This window comes from Streptacidiphilus jeojiense (assembly GCF_000719095.1).
Lineage (GTDB): Bacteria > Actinomycetota > Actinomycetes > Streptomycetales > Streptomycetaceae > Streptacidiphilus > Streptacidiphilus jeojiensis.
The window spans coordinates 14,133-38,329 of the sequence record NZ_JOEH01000038.1 but is presented as its reverse complement, the minus strand read 5'-3'; the positions used below and the strand labels follow the sequence as shown (position 1 = coordinate 38,329).

28 protein-coding genes are annotated in these 24,197 nt (G+C 71.4%); 14 read left to right on the top strand and 14 right to left on the bottom strand.

Going from position 1 to position 24,197, the window contains the following annotated elements:
- Positions 1 to 71 precede the first annotated feature (71 nt).
- The gene (locus tag IF29_RS0136490) at positions 72 to 980 is read left to right on the top strand and encodes a helix-turn-helix transcriptional regulator (protein WP_030264906.1); all 909 of its coding nucleotides are present in this window, start codon (positions 72 to 74) and stop codon (positions 978 to 980) included.
- A gap of 22 nt (positions 981 to 1,002) precedes the next feature.
- On the opposite strand, the gene IF29_RS0136485 is transcribed toward IF29_RS0136490, so the two are convergent.
- The 3 genes from IF29_RS0136485 to IF29_RS0136475 all read right to left on the bottom strand — a co-directional run bounded on the left by IF29_RS0136485 (position 1,003) and on the right by IF29_RS0136475 (position 5,140).
- A complete protein-coding gene (locus tag IF29_RS0136485; protein ID WP_030264903.1) occupies positions 1,003 to 4,044 on the bottom strand; it encodes an aminotransferase in 3,042 nt (1,013 codons plus the stop codon).
- A gap of 62 nt (positions 4,045 to 4,106) precedes the next feature.
- A complete protein-coding gene (locus IF29_RS0136480; RefSeq protein WP_030264901.1) occupies positions 4,107 to 4,547 on the bottom strand; it encodes an Lrp/AsnC family transcriptional regulator in 441 nt (146 codons plus the stop codon).
- A gap of 125 nt (positions 4,548 to 4,672) precedes the next feature.
- A complete protein-coding gene (locus IF29_RS0136475) occupies positions 4,673 to 5,140 on the bottom strand; it encodes a DUF2000 domain-containing protein (RefSeq protein WP_030264898.1) in 468 nt (155 codons plus the stop codon).
- A 118-nt stretch (positions 5,141 to 5,258) separates the two neighbouring features.
- Here IF29_RS0136475 and IF29_RS0136470 point away from each other — a divergent pair, with 118 nt between their 5' ends.
- The 4 genes from IF29_RS0136470 to IF29_RS0136455 all read left to right on the top strand — a co-directional run bounded on the left by IF29_RS0136470 (position 5,259) and on the right by IF29_RS0136455 (position 9,022).
- Positions 5,259 to 5,738 (top strand): Lrp/AsnC family transcriptional regulator, encoded by a 480-nt coding sequence (locus IF29_RS0136470; protein ID WP_380525065.1) that lies wholly within the window; start codon positions 5,259 to 5,261, stop codon positions 5,736 to 5,738.
- A 146-nt stretch (positions 5,739 to 5,884) separates the two neighbouring features.
- Positions 5,885 to 6,733, top strand: coding sequence for an LLM class F420-dependent oxidoreductase (locus tag IF29_RS0136465; RefSeq protein ID WP_030264895.1), 849 nt, complete (start codon positions 5,885 to 5,887; stop codon positions 6,731 to 6,733).
- Positions 6,734 to 6,801: 68 nt separating this feature from the next.
- A complete protein-coding gene (locus IF29_RS0136460) occupies positions 6,802 to 7,521 on the top strand; it encodes a TetR/AcrR family transcriptional regulator (protein WP_051726501.1) in 720 nt (239 codons plus the stop codon).
- Positions 7,505 to 9,022: a glycosyltransferase family 39 protein gene (locus IF29_RS0136455; RefSeq protein ID WP_084715435.1), complete on the top strand. Its 1,518-nt coding sequence runs from the start codon at positions 7,505 to 7,507 to the stop codon at positions 9,020 to 9,022. Before IF29_RS0136460 ends, IF29_RS0136455 begins: the two co-directional genes overlap by 17 nt.
- A 65-nt stretch (positions 9,023 to 9,087) precedes the next feature.
- Here IF29_RS0136455 and IF29_RS0136450 read toward each other — a convergent pair whose 3' ends face one another.
- Positions 9,088 to 9,840 carry a GNAT family N-acetyltransferase gene (locus IF29_RS0136450; RefSeq protein ID WP_030264881.1) on the bottom strand — a complete coding sequence of 251 codons (753 nt, stop codon included), beginning with the start codon at positions 9,838 to 9,840 and terminating at the stop codon, positions 9,088 to 9,090.
- A gap of 356 nt (positions 9,841 to 10,196) precedes the next feature.
- Here IF29_RS0136450 and IF29_RS0136445 point away from each other — a divergent pair, with 356 nt between their 5' ends.
- From IF29_RS0136445 to IF29_RS0136430, 4 genes are all read left to right on the top strand, one after another.
- Positions 10,197 to 10,616, top strand: a complete 420-nt coding sequence (locus IF29_RS0136445) for a YciI family protein (protein ID WP_030264879.1) — start codon at positions 10,197 to 10,199, stop codon at positions 10,614 to 10,616.
- Positions 10,616 to 11,935, top strand: coding sequence for an RNA polymerase sigma factor (locus tag IF29_RS0136440; protein WP_030264877.1), 1,320 nt, complete (start codon positions 10,616 to 10,618; stop codon positions 11,933 to 11,935). The genes IF29_RS0136445 and IF29_RS0136440 overlap by 1 nt, the downstream gene beginning before the upstream one ends.
- Before the next feature lie 84 nt (positions 11,936 to 12,019).
- Positions 12,020 to 12,397 (top strand): VOC family protein, encoded by a 378-nt coding sequence (locus IF29_RS0136435; protein WP_030264874.1) that lies wholly within the window; start codon positions 12,020 to 12,022, stop codon positions 12,395 to 12,397.
- A 70-nt stretch (positions 12,398 to 12,467) separates the two neighbouring features.
- Positions 12,468 to 12,821, top strand: coding sequence for a hypothetical protein (locus tag IF29_RS0136430; protein WP_030264871.1), 354 nt, complete (start codon positions 12,468 to 12,470; stop codon positions 12,819 to 12,821).
- 26 nt (positions 12,822 to 12,847) lie between these two features.
- On the opposite strand, the gene IF29_RS0136425 is transcribed toward IF29_RS0136430, so the two are convergent.
- The gene (locus tag IF29_RS0136425) at positions 12,848 to 13,432 is read right to left on the bottom strand and encodes a mycothiol transferase (protein ID WP_030264869.1); all 585 of its coding nucleotides are present in this window, start codon (positions 13,430 to 13,432) and stop codon (positions 12,848 to 12,850) included.
- A 65-nt stretch (positions 13,433 to 13,497) separates the two neighbouring features.
- Here IF29_RS0136425 and IF29_RS0136420 point away from each other — a divergent pair, with 65 nt between their 5' ends.
- Positions 13,498 to 14,490 (top strand): helix-turn-helix transcriptional regulator, encoded by a 993-nt coding sequence (locus IF29_RS0136420; protein ID WP_030264866.1) that lies wholly within the window; start codon positions 13,498 to 13,500, stop codon positions 14,488 to 14,490.
- A gap of 66 nt (positions 14,491 to 14,556) precedes the next feature.
- Here the strand turns inward: IF29_RS0136420 and IF29_RS0136415 are convergent, their stop codons facing one another.
- Together IF29_RS0136415 and IF29_RS0136410 are read right to left on the bottom strand one after the other, a co-directional pair.
- A complete protein-coding gene (locus IF29_RS0136415) occupies positions 14,557 to 15,078 on the bottom strand; it encodes a DinB family protein (protein WP_030264863.1) in 522 nt (173 codons plus the stop codon).
- A 44-nt stretch (positions 15,079 to 15,122) separates the two neighbouring features.
- On the bottom strand, positions 15,123 to 15,410 hold the full coding sequence (locus tag IF29_RS0136410; RefSeq protein WP_157624107.1) for a hypothetical protein: 288 nt from the start codon (positions 15,408 to 15,410) through the stop codon (positions 15,123 to 15,125).
- A gap of 200 nt (positions 15,411 to 15,610) precedes the next feature.
- Here IF29_RS0136410 and IF29_RS0136405 point away from each other — a divergent pair, with 200 nt between their 5' ends.
- The gene (locus tag IF29_RS0136405) at positions 15,611 to 16,144 is read left to right on the top strand and encodes an orotate phosphoribosyltransferase (RefSeq protein ID WP_030264860.1); all 534 of its coding nucleotides are present in this window, start codon (positions 15,611 to 15,613) and stop codon (positions 16,142 to 16,144) included.
- Between the two features lie 70 nt (positions 16,145 to 16,214).
- Here IF29_RS0136405 and IF29_RS0136400 read toward each other — a convergent pair whose 3' ends face one another.
- From IF29_RS0136400 to IF29_RS0136390, 3 genes are all read right to left on the bottom strand, one after another.
- On the bottom strand, positions 16,215 to 16,820 hold the full coding sequence (locus IF29_RS0136400) for a dihydrofolate reductase family protein (RefSeq protein ID WP_030264858.1): 606 nt from the start codon (positions 16,818 to 16,820) through the stop codon (positions 16,215 to 16,217).
- Positions 16,821 to 16,942: 122 nt separating this feature from the next.
- On the bottom strand, positions 16,943 to 17,818 hold the full coding sequence (locus IF29_RS0136395; protein WP_030264856.1) for an aldo/keto reductase: 876 nt from the start codon (positions 17,816 to 17,818) through the stop codon (positions 16,943 to 16,945).
- Between the two features lie 46 nt (positions 17,819 to 17,864).
- Positions 17,865 to 18,839: an aldo/keto reductase gene (locus IF29_RS0136390; protein WP_030264853.1), complete on the bottom strand. Its 975-nt coding sequence runs from the start codon at positions 18,837 to 18,839 to the stop codon at positions 17,865 to 17,867.
- 271 nt (positions 18,840 to 19,110) lie between these two features.
- On the opposite strand from IF29_RS0136390, the gene IF29_RS0136385 reads away from it, so the two are divergent.
- Together IF29_RS0136385 and IF29_RS0136380 are read left to right on the top strand one after the other, a co-directional pair.
- Positions 19,111 to 19,995 carry a helix-turn-helix transcriptional regulator gene (locus IF29_RS0136385; RefSeq protein WP_030264849.1) on the top strand — a complete coding sequence of 295 codons (885 nt, stop codon included), beginning with the start codon at positions 19,111 to 19,113 and terminating at the stop codon, positions 19,993 to 19,995.
- Positions 19,996 to 20,106: 111 nt separating this feature from the next.
- Positions 20,107 to 21,189, top strand: a complete 1,083-nt coding sequence (locus tag IF29_RS0136380; RefSeq protein ID WP_030264847.1) for a BUD32 family EKC/KEOPS complex subunit — start codon at positions 20,107 to 20,109, stop codon at positions 21,187 to 21,189.
- Between the two features lie 21 nt (positions 21,190 to 21,210).
- Here IF29_RS0136380 and IF29_RS0136375 read toward each other — a convergent pair whose 3' ends face one another.
- Both IF29_RS0136375 and IF29_RS0136370 read right to left on the bottom strand, forming a co-directional pair.
- Positions 21,211 to 21,444, bottom strand: a complete 234-nt coding sequence (locus tag IF29_RS0136375) for an arginase family protein (RefSeq protein WP_030264844.1) — start codon at positions 21,442 to 21,444, stop codon at positions 21,211 to 21,213.
- 51 nt (positions 21,445 to 21,495) lie between these two features.
- Positions 21,496 to 22,047 (bottom strand): GNAT family N-acetyltransferase, encoded by a 552-nt coding sequence (locus tag IF29_RS0136370; RefSeq protein ID WP_030264842.1) that lies wholly within the window; start codon positions 22,045 to 22,047, stop codon positions 21,496 to 21,498.
- 51 nt (positions 22,048 to 22,098) lie between these two features.
- Between IF29_RS0136370 and IF29_RS0136365 the strand changes: the two genes are divergently transcribed.
- On the top strand, positions 22,099 to 22,716 hold the full coding sequence (locus IF29_RS0136365) for a TetR/AcrR family transcriptional regulator (RefSeq protein ID WP_030264839.1): 618 nt from the start codon (positions 22,099 to 22,101) through the stop codon (positions 22,714 to 22,716).
- Between the two features lie 25 nt (positions 22,717 to 22,741).
- On the opposite strand, the gene IF29_RS0136360 is transcribed toward IF29_RS0136365, so the two are convergent.
- Positions 22,742 to 23,146, bottom strand: coding sequence for a nuclear transport factor 2-like protein (locus IF29_RS0136360; RefSeq protein ID WP_030264837.1), 405 nt, complete (start codon positions 23,144 to 23,146; stop codon positions 22,742 to 22,744).
- Between the two features lie 53 nt (positions 23,147 to 23,199).
- Positions 23,200 to 24,171 (bottom strand): alpha/beta hydrolase, encoded by a 972-nt coding sequence (locus IF29_RS0136355; protein ID WP_030264834.1) that lies wholly within the window; start codon positions 24,169 to 24,171, stop codon positions 23,200 to 23,202.
- Positions 24,172 to 24,197: the final 26 nt, after the last annotated feature.

Below are 24,197 nucleotides of genomic sequence, written 5' to 3'. Positions count from 1 at the left end.
GCGCCAAGGGGGGTCTGCTACGGCCCCCCTGGCCTGCGGCGCGGAGCTCGCGCGCGGGCGACACTGGTGGCATGGCACCCGAACGGCAGCAGCACGAGAGCAGCGGCACGGAACTGGGCCGGTTCCTGCGCGCCCGGCGCACCCAGGTCACCCCGGCCGAGGTCGGCTTCACTCCCGGAGCGGGGGTGCGACGCACCCCGGGGCTGCGCCGCGAGGAGGTGGCGGCGCTGGCCGGGGTGAGCATCGACTACTACACCCGGCTGGAACGCGGCCGGGAGACCCGCCCCAGCCTGGCCGTCGTCGAGGCCCTGGGCCGCGCTCTCAAGCTGGACGAGGACGAGCAGAGCCATCTGCGTACCCTGGCGATCCGTGCCGCCCACCACCCGCCGGTGCCCCCGGCCGCCCCCAGCCGCACCGTGAGCCCCAAGGTCAAGCTGCTGCTGGAGAGCCTTCGCCCCAGCCCGGCCTACGTCACCAGCCGCACCCTGGACCTGCTCGCCGCCAACCCGGGCGCGCTCGCGCTGTACACCGGCATCGAGAAGTGGCCGGTCCGCCAGCGCAACCTGGCCCGCTACCTGTTCCTGCACCCCCAGGCCCGCGACCTGTACGCCGACTGGTCCACCCAGATCCGCGGCTGCGTCGCGCGGCTCCGGGCGCTGGCCGGCACCGATCCCGACGCCCCCGACCTGGCCGGACTCATCGGCGAACTGCTGCTCAAGAGCCCTGACTTCGCCAAGCTCTGGGACCGCTACGACGTGGCCCGCGCGAGCCACGCGCAGAAGCCGAAGACCTTCCACCACCCGCAGGTCGGTGAGATCACCCTCGCCTTCCAGGGCATGCAACTCGAAGGCACCCCCGGCCAGCGCCTGGGCGTCTACGTCGCCCAGCCCGGCACCCCGGACCACGACGCCATGATCCTGCTCGACCTGACCGCCCCCCACCCCAGCCCGGACCACACCACCGGCCGGGCCCGCGCCTAGGCCCAGCGCAGGAGCGCTCTCCTCAGTGACCCAGTTCGGTCAGGGCGCGGTCCAGGGTGGCGGTGAAGAAGGTGACGGCGGCCGCGTCGATGCACAGGGGTGGCTTGATCTTGAGGATGTTGAGGTGGTCGCCGGTGGGCTGCACCACGACTCCGAGTTCGAGCATCCGGTCGCACAGTTCGGCCGTCTCCTCGGTGGCCGGTTCCAGCGACTGCCGGTCGCGGACCAGTTCCAGTCCCAGGTAGAGGCCGGACCCGTGGACCGTGCCGACGACGGGGTGCCGTTCGCCGAGGGCCTGCAGGCCGGATTTGAGCAGGGCTCCGCTGCGCAGGGCGTTTCCCTGCAGGTCCTCGTCGCGGAGGATGTCGAGGACGGTGAGGCCGACGGTGCTGGAGACCGGGCTGCCGCCGGTGGAGGAGAAGAAGTAGCCCTGGTCGCGGTAGCGCTCGGCGATCGCCCTGGAGGTGACCACCGCGCCGAGCGGGTGGCCGTTGCCGATGGCCTTGGCCACGCAGACGATGTCGGGCACCACCTGCTGCTGCTCGAACCCCCAGAACCAGTTGCCGAGCCGGCCGTAGCCGACCTGGATCTCGTCCGCGACGGCCAGACCGCCGTGGCGTCGTACCTCGGCGTAGACCTCGGCGAGATAGCCGGTGGGCAGTGGGACCCCGCCCGCGTTGCCGTAGTAGGACTCGGCGAGGAAGGCGCCCGGCGGTCGACCGGATGCGGCCAGCTCCGCGATGGCGTGCACCGCTTCGGGCGCGTAGCGGGAGGCATGCGGGCCGCGGTGGCGGCCCCGGTAGGAGTTGGGGGAGTCCAGGGTGTGGACCCAGTCCGGTCGGCTGGTGAGCGCGTTGGGGTTGTCCGCGATGGAGGTCGAGACGGCGTCGGAGGCGTAGGTCCAGCCGTGGTAGGCCTCGCGCAGAGCGACGACGTCGTGCTGCCCGGTCGCGCCGATGGCCAGCCGCAGTGCCAGATCGACCGCCTCGGAGCCGGAGTTGACCAGGAACACGGTGTCCAGCGGGTCGGGCAGCAGTCCGGCCAGGCGCTCGGAGAACTCCACCACTGAGGAGTAGTGGAAGCGGGAGTTGGTGTTCAGCCTCCGCAGCTGCCGGGTGACCGCCTCCTCGATGCGGGGGTGGGCGTGGCCGACGGCGGCGACGTTGTTGACGATGTCCAGGTACGACCTGCCCTCGGTGGAGGCCAGGTGGTGGCGCCAGCCCCGTTCGATCCTGGGCGGGGCGGAGTAGTAGTGCCCCTGGACCGTGGCGAACGAGCTTTCCCGTCGTTCCAACAGGCGTTGTTCCGACTGGCGTTGTTCGGGCAGTGCTTCCGGTGCGGCCGTGGGTCGGAGCCCGAGCAGGGGAGTGGGGTCCGTGGTGAGCGCCAGCCAGCCGGCCGCGTATTCGGGGCGTACCCGGGCGGGGACGGGCGGTGCGTCGGCCTGGCGGAGCGTCAGGTGGATGCGGGTGCCGGCCGGAAGGGTCGTCAGCTCGTCGCCGGCACGCAGCGGCGTTCCGGGGCGGGGGAACGGGAGCGGGAGTTGGGGTTCGGGCAGATCGGCGGACCAGGAGAGGTCCAGCAGGTGGGATCGGAATCTGAGGGTGGCCTGGCCCGGGGCCGCGAGCAGCAGGGTTCCGTCGCAGGGGGCGTGCAGGGTGACGGGTGGTCCTGCCGGCGCAGTCCTGAGGTCGATGCCGGTGGGGACGGTGGCCGGTGAGGTGTCGGCCAGGACGGGTGTGCCGGCCAGCCGGGGCTGGGCGTAGCGGGTGGCGAGGGCCGTGGCGCCGCGGGCGAACAGGGCTGCCGCGAGGCGCTCTTCGGCGTCCGGGGCGAGCCAGGCGCCGCGGTCCATGGCGTCGGCCTCGCAGGAGAGGTCGAGGGGGTCGATGTCCCCCGGGTCCACCTGCGGCACCAGGGGGTGTGCCGGGGTGAAGGCGGGGAGCGTTGCCCGGCGGTCCAGGTCCAGGTCCGGGTCCCGGTCCAGGTGTGGGTCCAGTGCGTCGGCGATCAGGCCGGTCATGACGACCGAAGGAACGCTGGTGGCCTGCTCGAAGATCTTCCACTCGCGGTCGAGCGCTCCCTGGGCATAGGCGTTGTCCCCGTCCACGGCGGCCTGCTGGCGTCCGCTCGCCACCAGGGTGGCGGCGCGGAGCACGACCAGCGGCCACAGCGCCGATACCTCCTCCGGCGTCAGCGGGCGAAGCCGGTGGAAGGCGCGGACGGCGGGCAGCAGGTGGTGCGGCTCCATGCCGTCGTGGTGCAGCAGCGAGGAGAGACAGATGGCGAGTTCGCTGACGGCCCAGCTGTCGGTCAGATCACCGAAGTCGATGACGCCGTCCGGCATGGGGAGGCGGCTGTCCACCGCCTGGACCAGGTTGTCGTCGGTCAGGTCCAGATGCACGGCCTGGCGGGGGAGCCGGTCGGACACCGCGGTGACCTGTGACCAGGCCTCAGCGGTCGCGGCGAGCACTGCGCTGTTGCGAGTCGGCTCAAGGATGTAGGGGCTCAGCAGGGCGACTACGCGGTCGGCGTGGCGCAGGTCCCACTGCAGCACGCGGTCGATGCCCGGGTGCCGGAAGTCGCGCAGTGCGACGCTGACGCTGCCTGCGATCCGGCCCATCGCCGCTACTGCCGGGGGCGAGAGATGGCGGGGGCCGGAGAGGGTTCCGCCGGACAGGTAGCGGAGCAGTCGGGCGACTGCCTCGCCCTCCTCGGTGGCGACCGTCGCCGTCCGCCGAGCGCCGTCGGGGCCGCGCAGCACGGTGGCTGCCCGCAGTCCCGGCTCGGCCGCCCGGGCGGCGACCCGGTCGGCGGCCTCGTCCTGCGCCTCCGTCTCGGTCCTGCTGAACGCCGGATTGGCGATCTTCAGCACCGCGGCAGGGGTTCCGTCCTCGTGGCGGAGCAGGAAGTTGGCGTCCTGCTGGCTGCCCAGCGACTCGGCGCTGACGGTCAGTCCGAAGGAGGAGGCGGCGATCAGTCGGGCCTGATCCTCGGTCACCCGGGGTACGGGGAGCGCCTGGCGGGCGAAGAAGTCGACGTTGGTGGGGGCGTCGGGGGACATGCCGTGGTCCTTGGTGTGCGTGGGGGAGCGGGGCGGAGGGATCGGTGTGCCTGAGGTGGTGCTCAGTTCACTTCCCAGAGGAATCGGTGGGTGTGGATCCCGAAGTACGGGAAGCTCTCCACCGCCGTGACCCCCTCCACGGGCCGGACCACGTCGTTGATGAAGGCCAGCAGCTCCTGCGGCCGTGCGCAGACCACCTCGGTGAACAGGTCGAAGGAGCCGGCGGTCAGTACGGAGTAGACGACTTCCCGGTGCCGCGCCAGCTCGTCCGCCACCGCCCGGGGGTCGCCGTCGACGCGCAGGCCGAGCAGGGCCATCGACTGGCCGCCCATGGCCATCGGGTCGGTGACGCCGATGACCTGGACGGCCTTGGTGTCGATCAGCCGCTGCAGCCGCTGACGCGCGGCCGACGGCGACAGGCCCACCTTGGGTCCGAGCTCCGCGTAGGGGATGCGGCCGTCCGTCTGCAGTTCCCGCAGGATGGCGCGGTCGATGTCGTCCATGGTCATGGCGCTTGCTTCCTCCGATGACGAGAGGAACGACTCTACCGTCGATTATGCGGCGGATCCAGATGTCCAAGCTCGAATCGAGCGTCTCGGCACGTGAAACAGTCGTCGGAAGGTGTGGGTCAGCGGAGCAGGGGGAGTCTGCGGACCAGCTTGTCGATCTTGTTCCGGGGGCCGACGAGGCTGATCGCGCAGTAGGTCAGGTCCTCGGTCTTGCTCCCGGCGAGCTGGTCGAGGTACTCGTCGTAGACGCGTGAGGTCTGCGCCAGATCGGGCATGTCGACGATCAGCACCTCGTCCCCCTTGGCCACGGCTTCGGTCCGCAGGGTGCCGAGGGTGTCCGCGTCGGCGGCCAGGATCGAGCAGCCCGCCCAAGGCAGGCCGGGGTGGGGCACGCCGGAGGCGTCGTCGCCGTCGCGCCCGACAAGGTCGGGCAGGGCCTTGCCGACGGCCGCGGCCATGCAGGCGGCGGCATTCACCAGCCGTCCGGCGGCCAGCGACTGGTCGACGACGATGACCCACTTGAGCTTCGCCTTCCGGGTCGACAGGTCGGTACGGATGTCCTCGCTGGACAACTGCGGAGTGGACATGGAAGGGGCTCCGTTCTTCTGCGCATCCATGACCCGATACGCTAGACAGACATCCGGGCTGGTTCATCAATCACCGAACTTTGTGCGGATGATCGGAGGAATGATGGAACTTGATTCAGTGGACCGCGCCATTCTGCGGGAACTGCAGCACGATGCACGGCAGACCAACCGCGATCTGGCCGCCAAGGCAGGGGTCTCTCCCTCCACCTCGCTGGAGCGGGTCAGGCTGCTGCGCGAGCACGGCATCATCACCGGCTATCACGCGGCCCTGGACCTCGAAGCCGCCGGGCGCCCCGTCCAGGCGCTGATCTCGGTCCGGATCCGGCCGCCGGCCCGTCCGATCATCGAGGGCTTCCGCGAATGGGCAGCCCAACTGCCGGAAACCATCGGCCTGTTCGTCACCTCCGGGGCTCATGACTTCCTGATCCACATCGCCGTCCCGGACGTCAACGGGGTGTACGCCTTCGTCATCGACCGGCTCACCGACCGCCGCGAGGTCGCGGACGTGCAGACCACACTGGCCTTCGAACACGTCCAGTCCCACCGGATCGAACCCGCCGGCGCCGACCGCCCCCGCCCGCTGCGCACCCCCCGCTGAACCCGGCGGGGCCGGACGGCCACCGTCCCGGATCGCGGCATCCATAACCATCGGTTGTCACAACTGCTCTTGGACAGCCGGGAGGATCCCGCCGAACATTGGCCCCACTGAGGCCGCTGGGCAGGGAACGACGGAAGCAGGGGATCGTGGAACTGGGTGTGTACGGCCTGAGTGCCAAGGCGACGCTGGGGCCCACCGACACGGTCCGGCTGGCGCGCCGGGCGGAGGAGTTGGGCTACCGCTCCTGGTGGGTGGGGGACCATGTGGTGCTGCCCAGCCCGCGGGTGCCCGACTCGCCGATGGCACCCACCGACCCGATCCTCGACCCGCTGGTGCACCTGTCCTACGTCGCGGCGGTGACCGAGCGGATGGAGCTGGGCACCGGGATCCTCATCCTGCCGCAACGCAATCCGGTGGTGCTGGCCAAGCAGGCCGCAACCCTGGACGTGCTGTCAGGGGGCCGGCTGCTCCTCGGCGTCGCGCCCGGCTATCTGGAGCCGGAGATGGCGGCGGTGGGCGTGCGGCTCTCCGAGCGCGGCGGCCGCACCGACGAGTACCTGGACGCGATGCGGCAGCTGTGGAATGAGCCGGAACCGGCCTTCCACGGACGGTATGCGGACTTCCAGCGGGTGGACGCGCATCCGCGCCCGGTGCAGCCGGGCGGTCCGCGGATCGTCATCGGCGGGCACAGTCCGGCCGCGTACCGGCGGGCCGTCGCCAAGGGGCACGGCTGGATCGGCAACGGCAGTTCCCCGCAGGACCTGGTCACCCACCTCGACGGGCTGCGCAAGGCCGCGGCGGAGGTGTCCCGGCCGGCGTGGCTGGGCCGGCTGGAGATCAACTTCATGCAGATCAACCCGGTCGAGGTGGATGTGGACAATGCACGACGCTACGCGGAACTCGGCGTGGACCGGCTGCTGGTCTACCCGCTGCCGCTGGAGGACCCGGCCGAGGTCGACATGTTCCTGGAGAGCCACGCCGCTCTGCCGCACTGACCGGCCCCGGGCCCCTGCCCGGCCCCGCGACCATTGATTGACTGACTGAGTCAGTCTATCATCGGCCCATGCGCGGACGAGTGCCGATACGGCCGTTGGAGGAGATCGCCGACGCGGCGGTGGGGGTGTTCCTGGAACGGGGGTTCCGCCCTGCGGGCATCTCCGATGTCGCGGCCGCGCTCGGGCTCAGCCACGGCGCGGTCTACACCTATGTGAAGAGCAAGCAGGCCCTGCTGCACCTGGCACTGGTGCGGTCGCTGCGGCCGGACGCGGTGGCCGGGATGGCGGTGCCGGTGCCGACCCCGACTGCCGAAGAAGTCGTCGCGCTGGTCGAGTCCTGGGCGGGCGAACAGGCCGCACTGCCGCTGCTGGCCAGGGCTTCGTCCGGGCCGTCCGGGCTGTCGCCCGCGGCGGAGCTGGGCGCCGTGGTCGACGAGCTGTACGCCTTCGTCGAGCAGAACCGGACCGCACTGCAACTGGTCGAGGGCTGCGCCGAGCAGCTGCCCGAACTGGCCCAGTGGTACTTCGTGCAGCGCCGGCGCGCCATGGTCGAACAGATCGGCACCTACCTGACCGACCGGATCTCGGCCGGCCTGCTGCGCCCGGTGCCCGATGTGCAGGTCGCCGCCCGGTTCATCGTCGAGACCGTCGCCTGGTTCGCCATGCACCGGCACGGCGACCCGGACTCGCGGATGCTGACCGACGACGACTGCCGCCGAACCGTGCACCACCTGCTGGTCGCCGCCTTCCCCCCGCCCACCGAGGAAAGCCATGACAGAGATCGCTGAATCCGCGTTACCCGCGATACCCGCGCCCTCGACACCTGGCCGCGAGCCGACGGCGTGGCGCCCGGTGCTGCTGGTCGCCGCAGCCATGGCGGCGGTGCACCTGGCGGTCGCCACCCGGTACGGCTGGCACCGCGACGAGTTCTACTACGTGATCAGCGGCCGCCACCTGGCCTGGGGCTACGCCGACCAGCCGCCGCTGACCCCGCTGCTCGCCCGCCTCGCCGCAGCCCTTCCCGGCGGCGTGCTGCCACTGCGGCTGCTGGCGGTGGCCATGCAGGTCGGCTGCGTCCTGCTCGCGCCGATGCTGGCGGCCGAGTTCGGCGGCCGGCGCCGCGCGCAGATCATCACCGCGGCTGCGATCGGGGCCTGCCCGGTGTTCGTGGCCGCCTCGCTGCTGTTCGGCACGACGGTGGTGGACCAGGTGGCCTGGGTGGCCGTGCTGGTCCTGGTCGCCCGGGCCCTGCGGCTGCGCACCACCTGGTCCTGGCTGGCCGCCGGAGCGGTCGCAGGCGTCGGCCTGGAGAACAAGGACACGCTGGGGGTGCTGCTGCTCGGCATCCTGGTCGGCCTGGCGCTGCTGCGGCGCGAGGCGCTGCGCACCGCGGGGCCGTGGCTCGCCGGGCTCCTCGCCGTGGCGCTGGCCGCCCCGAACCTGGTCTGGGACGCCGCGCACGGCTGGCCGAACCTGCGGATGGCCCGGTCGCTCGCCGCCGAACAGGGCGGCCAACTCGGCTCCCTGGCCCAACTGCCGCTGCTGGTCGTGCTGGCCGGCCCGCCCATCGTGACGCTGGCGGTCCTCGGTGTGCGCCGGCTGGCGTCGGCGGCCGGCCGCGAGCACCGCTGGGTGCTGGTGGCCGCGGTGGTCACGGTGGTGGTGTCCACCGCTGGCGGAGGGAAGGTGTACTACCCGGCACCCGCGCTGGCCGCGCTCTTCGCGGCGGGCGCGGTGCGGGTCGAGTCGACGCAGTGGCGGCAGGACCCGTCCCGGGGATGGGGGAGGGCGGCCAGGCCGCTGGTGGCCTCCGCAGTGATCGCGGTGCTGATCGGGCTGCCGGTCCTGCCCGTGGGCGCGGCCGACGCCATCCGGGCGGTCAACCCGACGGCGCTGGAGACGTACGGCTGGCCCGGCTTGGTCGACCAGGTGCGGCAGGCCGCCGCAGCGCTGCCGCCCGGAACCCCGATCTTCACCGGCAACTACGGCGAGGCGGGCGCCCTGACGATCCTCGGCCCGGCGCAGGGCCTGCGCCGGCCGGTCGTCAGCGCGCAGAACGGCTACGCGATCTGGGGCCCGCCACCGGGGCGCCCGGACGTCGCACTGTGCGTGGGCGAGTTCACCCCCGACCAGCTGCACCAGGCCTGGGCCGAGGTCACCGAGGTCGCCCCGATCCGGATGAACGGGGTGCACAACCAGGAGGCCACCCACCACGCGGCGATCTACGTCTGCCGCCGGCCGCGCGGCACCTGGGCGCAACTGTGGCCCGCCCTCGTCCACTTCGACTGAGGCCGCTGCAGGGGTTGACGCAGCCTCAGGGCGGGCCGAGGTGTCCTCCGACCCGCCCCGCCGGCCTACCGCAGGGAGATGTTGAGCTTCTCGCCGACGGTTCGATAGCCGATCCGGCCGTAGATCCGCTCGATGCCCGGCTCACCCGGCTCCAGCCACACCGTTCGGCAGCCGCGCTCCAGGATCGCGGCGGTCAGGTGCGCGGAGAGCACCGCGGCGACACCGCGCCGCCGGAAACCCGCAGCGACCGCCAGGCCGGCCAACTCGCTCAAGCCCTCCAGCGGCGGCGAGCAGGCACCCACTCCGACCGCGGTGCCGTCGCCGACGCGGGCCAGGGCGACCACACCGCCGCCCTCCATGGTGTCGCGCAGCCAGGCGGTCTCGCCGGTGGTCGGCTCACCCGGCTGACCGTATCCGGTGTGCTGAACTCTCGCGGCGGCAAGGAGCCCGGCGTCATCGGTCGGTTCGGTGACGGTGACGCCGGGTGTCGCTGCGGGGGTGCTCAGCGACTCGGCAGAACAGGCCATGATCGCGGCGCGGTTCTCAGCCGTGAACCCTGCCGCGAGCAGGGCCGGCTCGACCCGCGGTGCGCAGGTGGGCAGGTACTCCAGCCGCGGCACCCGATCGAGCGCGCGGAACGTGCTGACCAGGTCGCCGACCTGGCCGGCGGTCGGTGCGGCCCCGTCGTCCGGGATCGCGTAGTTGGCGAACGGACTGGGCCAGTCCCGGGCGTAGCGGACCAGGAACGGGCCGCTCCGCACATGGCCGTCGGAACGCAGGGCACGCAGGCGCGCATGGTTCTGGACGTCGAAGTCCACAAGAAGATCCCTCTGAAGGCATGGAGAAAATCGGACATGCCGCCGATATCACCCGGGCCTGCGAAAACGGGGCACTCCGGGTGGTGCGTTCGGTGCATCGGCGGCTCAGGTAGCGAACTCGCCCGCATCCAATTGGCTTCAGCTCCAGCTCTGTCAGTGCCTGCAGTCAGCGGTGATCCTGGCATGCGCGCGGTGCGCCGGACAAGCGGCCGGTTCCCGTGTCGCGATCGGGTACACGGTGCCGCGCGCGGGGCCGGCGCTAAATTCTTTCGGGGTGACGTGTCGATCCCCGGCAGCCCCGTTCGACCTGGGAGTGAGAGGGCCAAGAGGCCACCGCGGTAGCAAGGAGAGCGAAGATGTCGAAGTACATGCTGATCATGCGCGGCACGGACGAGTCCATGGCGAAGATGATGGAGACGCCGTTCGAGCAGATGCTCGAGACGGTGGGCCGCTTCAACGAGGAACTCATCCGCGCGGGCGTGCTCGTCGCCGCCGAAGGGCTGGACGACCCGGGCCAGGGCGTGGTGGTCGACTTCGGCGGCGAGACGCCGGTGGTCACCGACGGTCCGTACGGCGAGACCAAGGAGCTGTTCGGCGGCTTCTACCTGATCGACGTCGCCTCCAAGGAGGAGGCGGTCGAGTGGGCCAAGCGGCTGCCCGCGATCGCCGGCTCCAAGTGCGAGGTGCGCCGGGTGCCGGGGATCGACGAGTTCCCGCAGGACAACGAATGGATCGTCAAGGAGCGCGCCTGGCGCGAGCGGACCGGCCAGCTCTGATGCCCTCGGCCACCGACGGCCCGCCCACCGACGGCCCGCCCACCTCCGAGGCGGCACGGCGGGCCGTCGAGGCCGTCTGGCGGATCGAGTCCGCGCGCATCGTCGGAGCGCTGGCCCGCTACACCGGGGACTTCGGGCTCGCCGAGGACGTCGCGCAGCAGGCCGTCGCGGAGGCGCTGGTCACCTGGTCGCGCGACGGCGTTCCGGCGAGCCCGGTGGGCTGGCTGCTCGCGACCGCGCGCCGGCGCGCCATCGACACCTTCCGCCGCCGGTCGGCACTGGACGAGCGCTATGCGGTGCTCGCCGGTCCGCTCGCCGAGGGTGAGGCGAGTTCGGGCGCGGCGCTCCCGCCGGACCGGTCGCAGGATCTGCCCTGGGATCCCGACCGGATCGACGACGACGTCCTCGCGCTGATGTTCATCGCCTGCCACCCGGTACTCTCGCCCGAAGCCCGGGTGGCGCTGACCCTGCGCGCCGTCGCCGGTCTGGCCAGTGAGGAGATCGCACGCGCGTTCCTGGTGCCCGTGCCCACGGTGCAGGCGCGGATCACCCGGGCCAAGAAGACGATCGCCGCAGCCCGGGTGCCGTTCGAGCTGCCGCCGTCCGAGCAGCGGCGCGAGCGGCTCGGCGGTGTGCTGAGCGTGCTGTACGTGATCTTCACCGAGGGTTCGACCGCGACCAGCGGCGACCAGCTGCTACGGGTCGACCTCGCCTACGAGGCGATCCGGCTCGCCCGGACGCTGACCGCGCTGCTGCCCGAGGAGCCGGAGGTGCACGGACTGCTCGCCCTGTTCGAGCTCACCGCCGCGCGCTTCCCCGCCCGCACCGGACCCGACGGGGAGGCGGTGCTCCTGGAGGACCAGGACCGGCGCCGGTGGGACCGCTCGGCGATCCGCCGCGGACTGGCCGCACTGACCCGGACCTCAGCGCTCGGACGCGGCCTCGGGCCCTACGGGCTGCAGGCCGCGATCGCCGCCTGCCACGCGTCGGCCGCCTCGCTGCAGGAGACCGACTGGGAGAGCATCGTGCTGCTGTACGAGGCGCTGGGGCGAGTGGCCCCTTCCCCCGTCGTCGAACTCAACCGGGCCGTCGCCGTCGCCATGGCCCATGGACCGCAGCAGGCGCTGGCCATGGTCGACGAACTGGTCGCCGCCGACCGGCTGCCGGGCTCGCACCTGCTGCCCAGCGTGCGCGGCGAACTGCTCACCCGGCTCGGCCGCACCGCCGAGGCCCGGGCCGAACTGGAACTGGCCGCACGGCTGTGCCGCAACGCCCGCGAGCGCTCGGTGCTGCTGCGCAAGGCGGCTGAACTGGCGTGAGATTGTTCCGGTGCGGCCCTGCCGATGAGTTCACCGCCCTTGAGCGGTCCACCCCACGACTCGACCGTCCGCGACAGGAGCGCCATGTCCACCATCCAGCCCGTGATCCTGACTGCCCACCACGACGTTCTGCTCGGCTTCTACACGAAGTTGTTCGGCGCCGAGGAGATCTTCCGGGTGCCGGCGGAGGGCCCGGCCTTCTATCTCGGCCTGCGCATCGGCGACACCGACCTCGGACTGGTGGCCAAGGAGGAGACCCCGGAGGCCGCGGCGGCACCGCGGATCCTGCTCAGCATCGCCGTCGACGACGTCGACGAGACGCTCGGCCGGGTGGAGGCCCTGGGCGGCTCGGTCAACGGCGGCCCCAACGACATGCCGTGGGGACAGCGCGTCGCCCACATCCTGGACCCGGACGGCAACCCGGTGAACCTCACCCAGGACGTCGCCGGACGAGACCGGTGACAGCTGTCATGGGAAAGGCGTGTGCGCCGGGCACTGGGAGGAGGGGCGGCTGGAGCCTTAGCTTCTTCCCATGACTGATACAGGCAAGGCCGGTCCACAGAAGACCGATGTCAAGGTGAGTCTGATCGGTGGTCACCGGCTCACGGGCGAGACCCTGCACGAGCGCACGCTGACCGCCTCGCTCATCGGGGGAGCCGATGTCGACCTGACCGACATCGACATCCCCGACGGTGCTGAACTGCGCATCACCAAGCTGAGCCTGATCGGCGGCGTCAGCCTCAAGGTCCGAGCGGACGTGCGGGTGGAGGTGCACGGCATCCGCCTGGGCGGGGTGAAGGACGACGGCCCGAGCCGGCCCGGCGGCCCGACCGTCCGGATCGACGCCTGGGGCCTGCTCGGGGGAGTGAGCGTCACCCGCGACTGAGGCCGAGCGGCCGCGGCCGGCCGGCCCTAGCTTGCGGGGCTCTGCGGCGGGTCCTCGCCGACGAGTCCGTCGACGGCCTCGCGGAGCAGATCGGCGTGGCCGACGTGCCGGGCGTACTCGTCGTGCAGGTCGACGACCAGGCGTCGGAGGTTGGGTGCGGTGCCGTCGTCGTAGGTCCGGTGCTTCGCCGGCTGGTCCAGCCCGCCGTCGGCGAGTGCCTTGGCCATCGCGGACTGCGAGTGCTCGGTGGCGTGGCGCCACAGGCTGTACAGGTACTCGGGGGTGTCGTCGGCCGCGGAGCGCCACACCCAGTCCGGGTCGGTCCTGGCTTCGGGGGCGTCCAGCGGCGGCCCGGGCGCCTCTCCGGTGAAATCGATGGTGAACAGCTCCTCGACCAGGGCCATGTGCTTGAGCAGGCCGGCGAGGGTCAGCGTGGACGGCGGATGCGGCCGGTGCAGGTCGGCCGCGTCCAGGCCGCCGCACTTCCAGGCGAACTGGGCGCGCGAGCGGTCGAGTGCGAACATCAGCATCTCGGCCTCGCCGGCCGTCGCTGACGGCTCGTGGACGGTGGTGTTCAGGACAGTGGTGTTCCGGACGGTGTCGTCGGTCATGGGCATCACGTTAGGCTCGGTTCCGGACAATCCGCGTCCGGAATCGGCGGGAAGGGGGACGCCCTGTGGAGTCTGACGCCAGCCCCACCGCGCGGGCGCTGATGACGCTCGAGCTCGTCCAGGCCAGCCCGGGTATCACCGCCGACCGGCTCGCCGAGAAGCTGGGTGTCTCGGAGCGAGCCGCCCGGCGGTACGTCGGCATCCTGCGCGAGGCGGGCATACCGATGGAGTCGGTCCGCGGACCGTACGGCGGCTACCGCGTCGGCCGCGGGCTGCGGCTGCCCCCGCTGACGTTCACTGCGACCGAGGCGCTGTGCCTGGTCATGGCCGTCCTCGACGGCCACCACGACGCGAACGACACGACGAGCCCGGTCGGCAGCGCGCTGGGCAAGATCGTGCGGGCGCTGCCGCAGCCGGTCGCCGCCCAGGCGGAGGCCGTCCGCCGGGCCATCGCCCCGGTTCCCGATCGGGGTGCGGCCCGCCCCGACCCGCAGACCACGACCGAGCTGGTGCAGGCCTGTTCGGAGTGCAGACGGGTGCGCCTCGGGTACCGCACCGAGGCCGGGTCGGAGCGGGACTTCGAGGTCGATCCGTGGGCTGTCGTCGTGCGCCACGGCCGGTGGTACCTGCTGTGCTGGTCGCACAGCTCGAACGGCCGCCGGGCCTACCGGATCGACCGGGTGCGCGGCGTCGAGGTGCTGGCCGAGCGGTTCGAGGCGCCCGCCGGGCTCGATCCGGTCGCCGTGCTCGAAGAGCATCTCGCCAGCGGCTGGGAGTACTCCGCCGAGGTGGTCATCGAAGCGGCGGCCGATGCGGTGGCGACGTGCGTCCCGCGGACCCTGGGGCGCATCGAGCCGGTGGACGCCGCGACCTGCCGACTGATCGGGACGACCAGCAACCCCTGGTGGTACGCGGAGCAGCTCGCCGCAGTGCCCGTGCCGTTCCGGATCGTCGGCGGTGCCGAACTGCGCCACACCGCGGGCATGCTGGGCCGGCGCCTGCTCGATGCGGCCGAGGCCGCGGCCGAGGACCCGCGCTCCCAGGGCTCCGGAGCCTAGCGCCTCGGAGCCTCGGGCTTCGGGGTCCTGGGCTTCGGAGCCGCGGTGGGGGAGACCGCGGCCGGGCTACTCGCCGGTGCTGCCGTCGATGGCCTCGCGGAGCAGATCGGCGTGGCCGTTGTGGCGGGCGTACTCCTCGATCATGTGCAGGTAGACCCAGCGCAGCGTGTACTCCTTGTCGCGGCCGGTGAACGTGTCGTCCAGGGAACGGCCCGCCGCGACGGCGTCGGCCAGCTCGACCTCGCGGCGGTAGGTTGCGAAGTCCGCCTCGGCGTTCTCGGGCACCGCGAGGTCGAAGTCACCGTCCCGGTACTCCTCGGTGCAGTACAGGTCGCCGAGTTCCTTGTCCTGGCCGAAGCAGCGGCGGAACCACCAGCGCTCGACCTCGGCCAGGTGGCGGACCAGCCCGAGCAGGGTGAGCTGCGACGTCGGCACCGACTTGACCAGCAGCTGCGCGCCGGTCAGTCCGGCGCACTTGAACAGCAGCGTGTCGCGGTGGAATTGGAGGAATTCCTGCAGCGCCTGGTGTTCTGCGCTGTTGCTGGGACCCTCGTGCCGTTCGATGTCAGGTGCCGTCCATGAAGTCATCGCGCGAGCATGCGGCATGCCCTGTCCGGGGGTCAACGGATTTGTCAGGACGCTGGCGCCGGGCGGCCGTGGACGATCAGCCTGCTGCCGCTGCGGAGCTCGCACGCGAATCCGGCCTGGGAGAGCAGTCTGACCAGAGCCAGTGCGACCACCTCCCCGCGCGTCAACGGGGGCGGTTGCACACGATCGGGTCCGGATGTCGCTTCGTCCTGCGTGTGCCAGGTGACGACGACGGCGCCGTGTTCGTCGCTCAGCTCCAGCCCTTCGGGTGCCGCCGGTACGGCCGTCCGGAATCCGGCCCGCGAGAGGACCGTGCCGACTTCGTCGACCAACGACGGATGGTCCACTGTGCACCTCTGGGAGTCGTTCGTTGAGATCGCCCCTGGACGACTGTCCAGCGGTGATCGCCTGTACTGTATGTCTACATCAATGTAGACGCCGTACGTCGACGGCCGCCGCTGGGCCCCGGTGCGCGAGGGCCGTCGGTGTCGGGTGTGCCGGCTGAGCCAGCCGTCTGCCAGAGTGGATGCCTGTGACCAGTCTCGATCTCGCTCGCCGTATCCACACCGCCTCCCATCTGACCGGGCAGTTCACGCTCCGGTCCGGACGCACTGCCACCGAGTACTTCGACAAGTACCGGTTCGAGGGCGATCCCGTGCTGCTGGACGAGATCGCCCGGCAGATGGCCCCGCTCGTGCCGTCCGGGACCGAGGTGCTGGCCGGCCTGGAGATGGGCGGCATCCCGGTGGTGACCGCGCTCGGCCGACACACCGGTCTGCCGTGCGCGTTCGTGCGCAAGCAGGCGAAGCCGTACGGCACGTGCCGGCTGGCCGAGGGCGCCGACGTGGCCGGCCGCCGGGTGCTGGTGGTCGAGGACGTGGTGACCAGCGGCGGACAGATCGTGCTGTCGACCGCCGATCTGCGCGGCCTCGGAGCCGTCGTGACCGAGGCCCTGTGCGTGATCGACCGCGAGCAGGGCGGTGCTGATGCTCTCGCGGCGGAGGGCATCGGCCTGCTGTCGCTACTGACCGCAGCGGACCTGCGAACCGCCGCCGCAGCCGGCTGACCGTCGGCCGCCCGGCAGCGGGTCCACCCCGCTGCCTGACCGGCCGTCAGCCCTGCCCGTCCGAGGTCTGTCAGTAGCTGTCGTAGCTGGGCTCACCGGTCGTCCGGTAGACGCCGCAGACGGTGCCGTTCTTCGTCACGGAGACGCTGACCGGCTCCAGCGAGGTGGGGATCGTGCCGTCGGCGAACAGGCGCTTGCCGCTGCCGATGATCACCGGGTGGATGGTCAGCCGGTACTCGTCGACGAGTCCGTGCCGCATCAGGGTCTGGGCGAGGTCGCCGCTGCCGACGACGTTGATGTCGCCGCCGTCGGACGACTTCAGCCGGCGTACCGCATCGGCGACGTCGCCCTCCAGCAGTGTGGAGTTCTGCCACTCCACCGAGGTCAGGGTCCGGGACGCCACGTACTTGTGCATGCTGTTCATCTTTTCGGTGAACGGGTTGCCGGGATCGGCGGTCGGCCAGTACGACGCGAAGATGTCGTAGGTCTTGCGGCCCAGCAGCATCGCGTCGGAGTGCTCGTACCAGCCGGCGATGGCCGCGCCCACCTCGTCGTCGGACACCGGCCTCTGCCAGCCGCCGTGGGTGAAGCCGCTCCCGGAGTCCTCGTCCGGACCGCCCGGTGCCTGCATGACGCCGTCGAGCGTCAGGAACGTGCAAACGATGATCTTGCGCATGATGCGCTCCCTTCTTCGAGAGATGGACGATCCAACGGCCGGAAACTCATCGGCGGAACTCGCGCCGCGTCCGTCCCGTCGCCATGGTCCCCTTCCTCGAACCAGTGGCTCCGGTGGATGGGTCAGGCCTCGGGGATGTCGCGGCCGAAGGTCTCCAGGGTGATGGCCTCGGGTTCGGGGCCGCCGCGTACGCCGGTGTCGAGGTTGTCGAGGGCTTCGAGTTCGGCAGGGGTGAGCTGGAAGCCGAAGACGTCGATGTTCTCGGCGATGCGCTGGGGGCGGACGGACTTGGGAATGGCGTTGCGGCCCTGCTGGAGGTGCCAGCGGAGCATGACCTGGGCGGGGGTCCTGCCGTGGGCGGTGGCGATGGCGGTGATGACGGGGTCCTCGAAGGTGCTCGTGCCGGTGCCGCGGTAGCTGGTGATGCCGCCGATGGGGGACCACGCCTGGGTGAGGATGCCGTGGGAGGCGTCGGCGGCCTGGACGGCGGGCTGGGTGAAGTAGGGGTGGACCTCGACCTGGTTGACGGCCGGGACCACCGAAACCTGCTTGAGCAGGGCGTCGAGGTGGTCGGGCATGAAGTTGCTCACCCCGATGGCGCGCACCTTGCCGTCGGCGAGCAGTTGCTCCAGGGCCCGGTATGCCTCGGTGGTCAGGTCGAAGCGGCTGGGCAGGGCCTGGTGCAGGATGAACAGGTCGATGGTCTCGACGCCGAGCTTTCCGGCGCTCTTGTCGAAGGCGTGCAGGGTCTGGTCGTAGCCGTAGTCGCTGATCCAGACCTTGGTCTCGATGAAGACCTCCTCGCGGGGCAGGCCGGAGTTGCGGATGGCGTTCCCGACTTCGCGTTCGTTGGCGTAGGCGGCGGCGGTGTCGATGAGCCGGTAGCCCGTCTCCAGGGCGGAGGTGACGGCCTGTTCGGTGACGTCCGGGGGCGTCTGGAAGACACCGAAGCCCAGGGCGGGCATGGTCACGCCGTTGTTCAGGGTCAGGTGCTGCACGGGGGGTTCTCCTCAGCAGGGCTGGTCGGTGGTGCCGCTCATCAGCTCAGCGTTCCATCATCTTCATCTGGGCCGGGTTGTGCGTGTCTCCCGCGGCCGGCGGCAGCGCGCTGAGCCGGGCGAGCTGGTCGTCGGTCAGGTGGAGGGTGTCGGCGGCGGTGTTCTCCTCGACGCGCTCGACGCGGCGGGTGCCGGGGATGGGGGCGATGTCCTCGCCCCGGGAGAGCAGCCAGGCGAGGGCGACCTGTCCGGGGGTGGCGTCGATCTCGGCGGCGATGGCGGCGACCTGGTCGGCGAGGTCCAGGTTGTGCTGGAAGTTCTCCTCGGTGAAGCGGGGGTTGTCGGCGCGGAAGTCGGTGGCGTCGAAGTCCTGGCGGGAGCGGATGGCGCCGGTCAGGAAGCCGCGGCCGAGGGGGGAGAACGGGACGAAGCCGATGCCCAGCTCGCGCAGGACGGGCAGGACGCGGGCTTCGGGGTCGCGGGTGAACAGGGAGTACTCGGACTGCACGGCGGTGACCGGATGGACGGCGTGGGCGCGGCGGATGGTGTCGGGTCCGGCCTCGGACAGGCCGATGTGCCGGATCTTGCCCGCGGTCACCAGCTCGGCCAGTGTCCCGACGGTCTCCTCGATCGGGGTGCCGGGGTCCACCCGGTGCTGGTAGTACAGGTCGATGTAGTCGGTGCCCAGGCGCGTGAGCGAGCCCTCGACGGCGGTACGGATGCTGGCCGGGCTGCTGTCGGCGCCGCCGTCGCGGCCGGTGTGGGAGATCAGTCCGAACTTGGTGGCCAGTACCACCTGGTCCCGGCGGCCCTTCAGCGCGCGGCCGACCAGCTCCTCGTTGGTGTAGGGGCCGTAGACCTCGGCGGTGTCGATGAGGGTGACGCCCAGGTCGAGAGCGCGGTGGATGGTGCGGATCGACTGGTCGTCGTCGGTGCCGGCGCCGGTGTAGCCGTGGGACATGCCCATGGCTCCCAGTCCGATGCGGGCGACGTCCAGGTCACGCAGGCGGATGTGCTTCAAGAGGATTCCCGTCCTTCAGTCAGTGGGAGGTGGATGGGGGCGCCCGGATCAGGGCGGACGATGACCGTGAGGGCTTCGCGGAGCAGGGCTGAACGCATGGATTCCACTCTCCCCGACGGTCTCGGACCCGGCACCCGGGCCGCACGACGACCCTCGCAGCCGCCTGCTATCCAGACAACACCGCCCACGGTCCGACCGGAGCCGCCAGAGGGACCCTGACAAGGTCCCCCATACGTGTGTCCCACGAGGTGCCCGGACGTAGTGTCGGGGCATGGACCGACGCAGCGAGATCCGCGACTTCCTCACCTCCCGCCGCGCCCGGATCACCCCCGAGCAGGCCGGCCTGACCCCCTCCCCACTGGCTGGAGCACGACGCGTCCCGGGCCTGCGCCGCGAGGAGGTCGCCCAGCTCGCCGGCGTCAGCGTGCCCTACTACACCCGTCTGGAGCGCGGCGACGCCCGAGGCGCCACCGACGCCGTCCTGGACGCCATCGCCGGTGCGCTGCAGCTGGACGACGCCGAACGCGCCCACCTGTTCGACCTGGTCCGCGCCGCCAACGCCACCACCGCCCGGGCCCGCACCCAGAGCCACCCTGCCCGGCGCACCCTGCGCCCGGAACTGTGGACCATGCTGGAGGCCATGACCGGCGTCCCCGCCTACATCCGCAACGGCCGGCTGGACCTGCTGGCCGGCAACGCCCTGGCCCGCGCCCTGTTCGCGCCGGTCTTCGACAGCCCGGCCCGCCCGGTCAACTCCGCCCGCTTCACCTTCCTGGACCCTGCCGCGCCCGAGTTCTACCCCGACTGGGACGCCGTCGCGGACCAGAACGTCGCCACCCTGCGCGCCGAGGTCGGCCGCAACCCCCACGACAAGGCCCTGTCCGACCTCATCGGCGAGCTCTCCACCCGCGGCGACACCTTCGACCGCCGCTGGGCCCGCCACGAAGTGCGCCGTCACCGTGCCGGCGCCAAACGCATCACCCATCCCCTGGTCGGCGATATGACCTTCAACTACGAGACCATGCAGCTCACGGCCGACGAGGGCCTGTACCTCATCGTCTGCGGCGTTGCCCCCGGCAGCCGTGACGCCGACGCCCTGAACCTGCTCGCCAGCTGGAACAGCACCCCGACGACGGCATCCCCGTCCAGCATCTGACGCGACGCCGGCTCAGCACGGACCTCTCCGGACAAGGGCGTCGCTGCGGGGGATAGGGTCGAGCCCGTCCAGAGATCACCGACGCCCCGGATCGGGGCAGGGGAGCCGTCGATGCACCAGCCAGACCCCTGGCACGCCGCGCGGCTCACGGCCTGCTCGACCGTGTCCACCCGCCTGTCCCTCCTGAGTGATCGTCGGCTCGGTGAGGTCGTGGCGGCGGCCTGCCCGCTCGGGTTCGGCATCGGCGGCAGGTCCGCGGAAGCGGACATCGACGGCGTGCGGGTCTTCATCAAGCGGATTCCGCTGACGGACATCGAGACCAGGCCGGAGAACGCGCGGTCCACGGCGAACCTCTTCGGGCTGCCGATGTTCTACCAGTACGGAGTGGGCTCGGCCGGCTTCGGGGCCTGGCGCGAGCTGGCCGTGCACACCATGACCACCGACTGGGTCGTCGGGAACCAGTACGAGGGCTTTCCGCTGATGTACCACTGGCGGGTTCTGCCCGACTCCCCACCCGAGGGGTTCGCCGACGCCTTCGGGGGCATCGACGGTGCCGTGGCGCACTGGGAGGGCTCAGCGGCGGTACGGGAGCGGCTGGAGGCCATCGGCCGGTCCTCGTCCAGCCTGGTGCTCTTCCTGGAACACGTTCCGCACACGCTCGCCGCATGGCTCAGCGACCACCGGGACGCTGGTCCGCAGGGCGGGGCCGGATCGCCGTATCCCTGGGTCGAGGAGGCCCTGGCCCGCGGCGCCGCGTTCATGAGCTCACGCGGGCTCGTCCACTTCGACGCCCACTTCCACAACATCCTGACCGACGGTCGGCTGATCTACTTCGCGGACTTCGGGCTCGCCCTGAGCTCCGACTTCGAACTGTCAGCGGCCGAGGCGGAGTTCCTCGCGGACCATCTCTCCTACGATCACCACTACACCGCGAACCATCTGCTGAACTACCACCTTCCCGAGGCCGTGCGCGGCGGGACGGCACACGAGGCGTTCCTCCATGAGTGGATCGCCGGGCGGCGGCCTGACGGCGTCCCGCCCGAGATCGCGGCGATCATCGACCGACATGCCCGGACTGCCGTGGTCCTGGAAGACTTCCACCGCCGCCTGCTGACCGAGAGCAAGCGGACGCCGTTCCCAGCGACCGAGATCACGCGGGCCGGCACCGCCGCCGCGGCGCCCCGCGCGGGCTGACCCTGCTCCGCGAACGGGTCGTCAGCGCGCTCGGCCGAGTTCGCCCAGGCCGTCGACAAGGACCTCCACCAGCGTCCGGGCATGGCGCCCGTCCGGGTCGAGGTCGGGGTCGAAGACGGTGACCTGCGCGCCGACGGCCCGTGGGGCGAGCGTCGCGAGCAGCTCGGTGAGGTGCGCGGCCCCGATGCCGCCCGGGTCCGGGCTGTCGACCGCGGGCATCACCTGCGGATCGAGGATGTCCCAGAGGTCGGCCACGTGGCGAGCCGTCCCGGCGGCGGCCGGCTTCCACGGCAGGCAACTGGGGCGTCAGGGGCCGCCCGGTGTCCACTCCGTGGCCAGGAGCGCCCACACCTGCTTGTCGTGCCGGGTTCCCCCGTAGGGCCATGCCTCGCGCCGCACTCCCTCCAGGGTCATGCCCAGGCGTTTGGCGACAGCGGCGCTGCGCTGGTTGTCGGCGCGGCAGTGCCATTCGGCTCGGTGGAGGCCGCGCCGGGCGAACGCCCAGTCCACCAGCGCGCTGCAGGCGGGGGTGATCAGGCCCTGCCCCTCGGCCCCTGGCTCCAGCCAGCAGCCGATCTCGCACCAGCCGGCGCCGGCCTGGAAGTCGGTGAACATCACGCCGCCCACCAGCACATCGTCGCGCCAGATGCCGTAGAGCCGGGCGCCGTCGCGGGCCTGGCGCTCGGCGTACCTGGCGAGGGTGGCCCGTGCCCCATCGACATCGGTGGTGACGAACGCGGCACCCACCCAGGGGCGGATGTGCTCACGGGCCCGGTCCATGTGGTCGGCGAACTCCTCGGCGTGCCAGACCTCCAGCGGGGCCAGACGGGCATCGTCGCGCAGCGCCAGCGAAAACAAGACGGCCTCCCCATTCACATAACAGACGTTGTGTGAATGTAGCCTACGTGCATGCCACGTACCAAGGGAGATCACGAGAGCCGCCGCCGCGACGTCTCCGAAGCGGTGTGGCACGTCATGGCCGCCCGCGGCTTCACCGGCCTGACCCTGCGCGCCGTGGCCGCCGAACTCGGCGCCAGCACTGGCCTGCTCACCCACTACTTCCCCAACAAGAACGCCCTGGTGGAGTACGCCCTGGACCTGCTTGAGCAGCGCACCGCGGCGCGCCCGCGCCGTGAGGCCGGACCGGGGCTCGCGAGTCTGCGCGCGGCGCTGCTGGACATCCTCCCGCTGACCCGGGCGGCCACCGACAGCAACCGCATCTGGGTCTCCTCCTGGGGCGCGGCGCTCGCCGACCCCGACCTGACCGACGACTACGCCGGCAAGTACGCCCGCAGCCGCGCCAACCTGAGCCAACGAGTCGCCGTAGCACAGGAACTGGGCGAACTACCGCAGGGCGACCCGGACCGGATCGCCGCCGGGGCGCACGCGTTCATCCTCGGCCTGGTGGTCCAGGCACTCCTGGACCCGGCCGCTTTCCCACCGGACCACCAGACCGCACTCCTCGACGACTACCTCACCGCGCTGACGACACCCGCCGACAGCCGGGGAGACACACGCCGTCCTTGATGCGTCCACAGCTGACGGATCGACATCAGGCCCTGGCGATCTCCCGGCCCGGCATCGGCTCCGCGAGTGCCATCCGCCACTCAGGCGCACCGAAGGCTCCCGCGAAGTACTGCGTCTCGTGCACGACCTGCCCGTCCGCAAGCTCCATGATGCTCACCGAGTAGCTGGGCACCCCGTCGTACGTGATGACGCACTCGCTCACCCACAGACCACCGCCGCCGACGATCCGCTGGACGGTGAAGTGCCGACTGGCCGGATGCCCGCCCCGCTGCGCCGCGATCGTCGCGCGGCCCAGGAACCTCTCACCTGACTGGGGATAGTCGAGAATCGCGTCCACGGCGTAGATGGCGTGCTCGGCCTCGGTCTCCCCACGTTCCGACGCGCGCCAGTGCTCCTCGATCGCGGCCCTGGTCCGGATATCGGATTCCATCGTTCTGTCCCTTCCTGGTGCGGAGTTCGCCGCTGCGAGTCTGCGGCGTCTCCTCAGTTGCCCAGCGCGGTCCTGAGCGCGTCGATGGCCAGGCGGCGGCCGACCTTGGCGGCGTTGGTGTCACGAAGGCTGTCCAGCATGAGGAAATCGTGGACCATTCCGAGGACCCGGACCGCGGTGACGTCCACCCCGGCTTCGCGCAGCCTGGCGGCGTAGGCCTCGCCCTCATCGCGCAGTACGTCCGCCTCGTCGGTGAGCACGAGGGTGGTCGGCAGGCCGCGCAACTGGTCCAGGCCGGCGCGCAGCGGGGAGGCGTACGGTTCGGCCAGCTGCGCGGGGTCGCTCGTGTACTGGTCCCAGAACCACTTCATCCCCTCACGGGTGCTGTAGTAGTGGTCCGCGAACTGCTGGTAGGAGGGGGTCTCGAAGTTCGCGTCCAGGGTCGGGTAGAGCAGGACCTGGGCCCTGAGGCGGACGTCGCCGCGTTCCTTGGCCATCAGGGCGAGCACGGTGGACATGCCGCCGCCGGAGGAGTCCCCGCACACCGCCAGCCGGGAGGCGTCCAGCGCGTGCCGTGCGCCCTCGCGGGTGATCCACTGCGCGACGGCGTAATTCTGCTCGATCTGGGTCGGGTACTTCGCCTCGGGTGCCAAGTCGTAGACGGGGAACACCGCCGCGGCACCGGAGCCGACAGCGAGCTCGCGGACCAGGCGGTCGTGGGTGTCGGCGCTGCCGAACACCCAGCCGCCGCCGTGGATGTACATGAACACCGGCAGCGTCCCGGTTGCGCCCTTCGGTCGTACGATGCGCGCACGCACCGTTCCCCAGGCGCCGGCGTCGACGTCGACCCACTCCTCGTCGACCTCGGGCTTGGGCACACCATCGCCGGCCTGCAGCTGTGCGAGCAGGACCCGGCCCTGGTCCGGAGGCAACTCGTAGATCCGCGGGCGCGGGTCGGCCGCCTCGACCAGTTGCTTCGCGGCCGCCTCCAGGACGGGAACGGGCGGGGCGGACACAGCAGCCATGTCAAGTCTCCTGACGCGTGCTGGGT

Bases quoted from the DNA above. Each gene is read 5' to 3' on its own strand.
- IF29_RS0136435 (WP_030264874.1), top strand. From the start codon at position 12,020: ATGTCCACCATCCAGCCCGTGATCCTGACTGCCCACCACGACGTTCTG.
- IF29_RS0136360 (WP_030264837.1), bottom strand. From the start codon at position 23,146: ATGGAATCCGATATCCGGACCAGGGCCGCGATCGAGGAGCACTGGCGC.
- IF29_RS0136455 (WP_084715435.1), top strand. From the start codon at position 7,505: ATGACAGAGATCGCTGAATCCGCGTTACCCGCGATACCCGCGCCCTCG.
- IF29_RS0136490 (WP_030264906.1), top strand. From the start codon at position 72: ATGGCACCCGAACGGCAGCAGCACGAGAGCAGCGGCACGGAACTGGGC.
- IF29_RS0136430 (WP_030264871.1), top strand. From the start codon at position 12,468: ATGACTGATACAGGCAAGGCCGGTCCACAGAAGACCGATGTCAAGGTG.
- IF29_RS0136475 (WP_030264898.1), bottom strand. From the start codon at position 5,140: ATGTCCACTCCGCAGTTGTCCAGCGAGGACATCCGTACCGACCTGTCG.
- IF29_RS0136380 (WP_030264847.1), top strand. From the start codon at position 20,107: ATGCACCAGCCAGACCCCTGGCACGCCGCGCGGCTCACGGCCTGCTCG.
- IF29_RS0136445 (WP_030264879.1), top strand. From the start codon at position 10,197: ATGTCGAAGTACATGCTGATCATGCGCGGCACGGACGAGTCCATGGCG.
- IF29_RS0136400 (WP_030264858.1), bottom strand. From the start codon at position 16,820: ATGCGCAAGATCATCGTTTGCACGTTCCTGACGCTCGACGGCGTCATG.
- IF29_RS0136385 (WP_030264849.1), top strand. From the start codon at position 19,111: ATGGACCGACGCAGCGAGATCCGCGACTTCCTCACCTCCCGCCGCGCC.
- IF29_RS0136415 (WP_030264863.1), bottom strand. From the start codon at position 15,078: ATGACTTCATGGACGGCACCTGACATCGAACGGCACGAGGGTCCCAGC.
- IF29_RS0136355 (WP_030264834.1), bottom strand. From the start codon at position 24,171: ATGGCTGCTGTGTCCGCCCCGCCCGTTCCCGTCCTGGAGGCGGCCGCG.
- IF29_RS0136365 (WP_030264839.1), top strand. From the start codon at position 22,099: ATGCCACGTACCAAGGGAGATCACGAGAGCCGCCGCCGCGACGTCTCC.
- IF29_RS0136485 (WP_030264903.1), bottom strand. From the start codon at position 4,044: ATGTCCCCCGACGCCCCCACCAACGTCGACTTCTTCGCCCGCCAGGCG.
- IF29_RS0136460 (WP_051726501.1), top strand. From the start codon at position 6,802: ATGCGCGGACGAGTGCCGATACGGCCGTTGGAGGAGATCGCCGACGCG.
- IF29_RS0136425 (WP_030264869.1), bottom strand. From the start codon at position 13,432: ATGACCGACGACACCGTCCGGAACACCACTGTCCTGAACACCACCGTC.
- IF29_RS0136480 (WP_030264901.1), bottom strand. From the start codon at position 4,547: ATGGACGACATCGACCGCGCCATCCTGCGGGAACTGCAGACGGACGGC.
- IF29_RS0136440 (WP_030264877.1), top strand. From the start codon at position 10,616: ATGCCCTCGGCCACCGACGGCCCGCCCACCGACGGCCCGCCCACCTCC.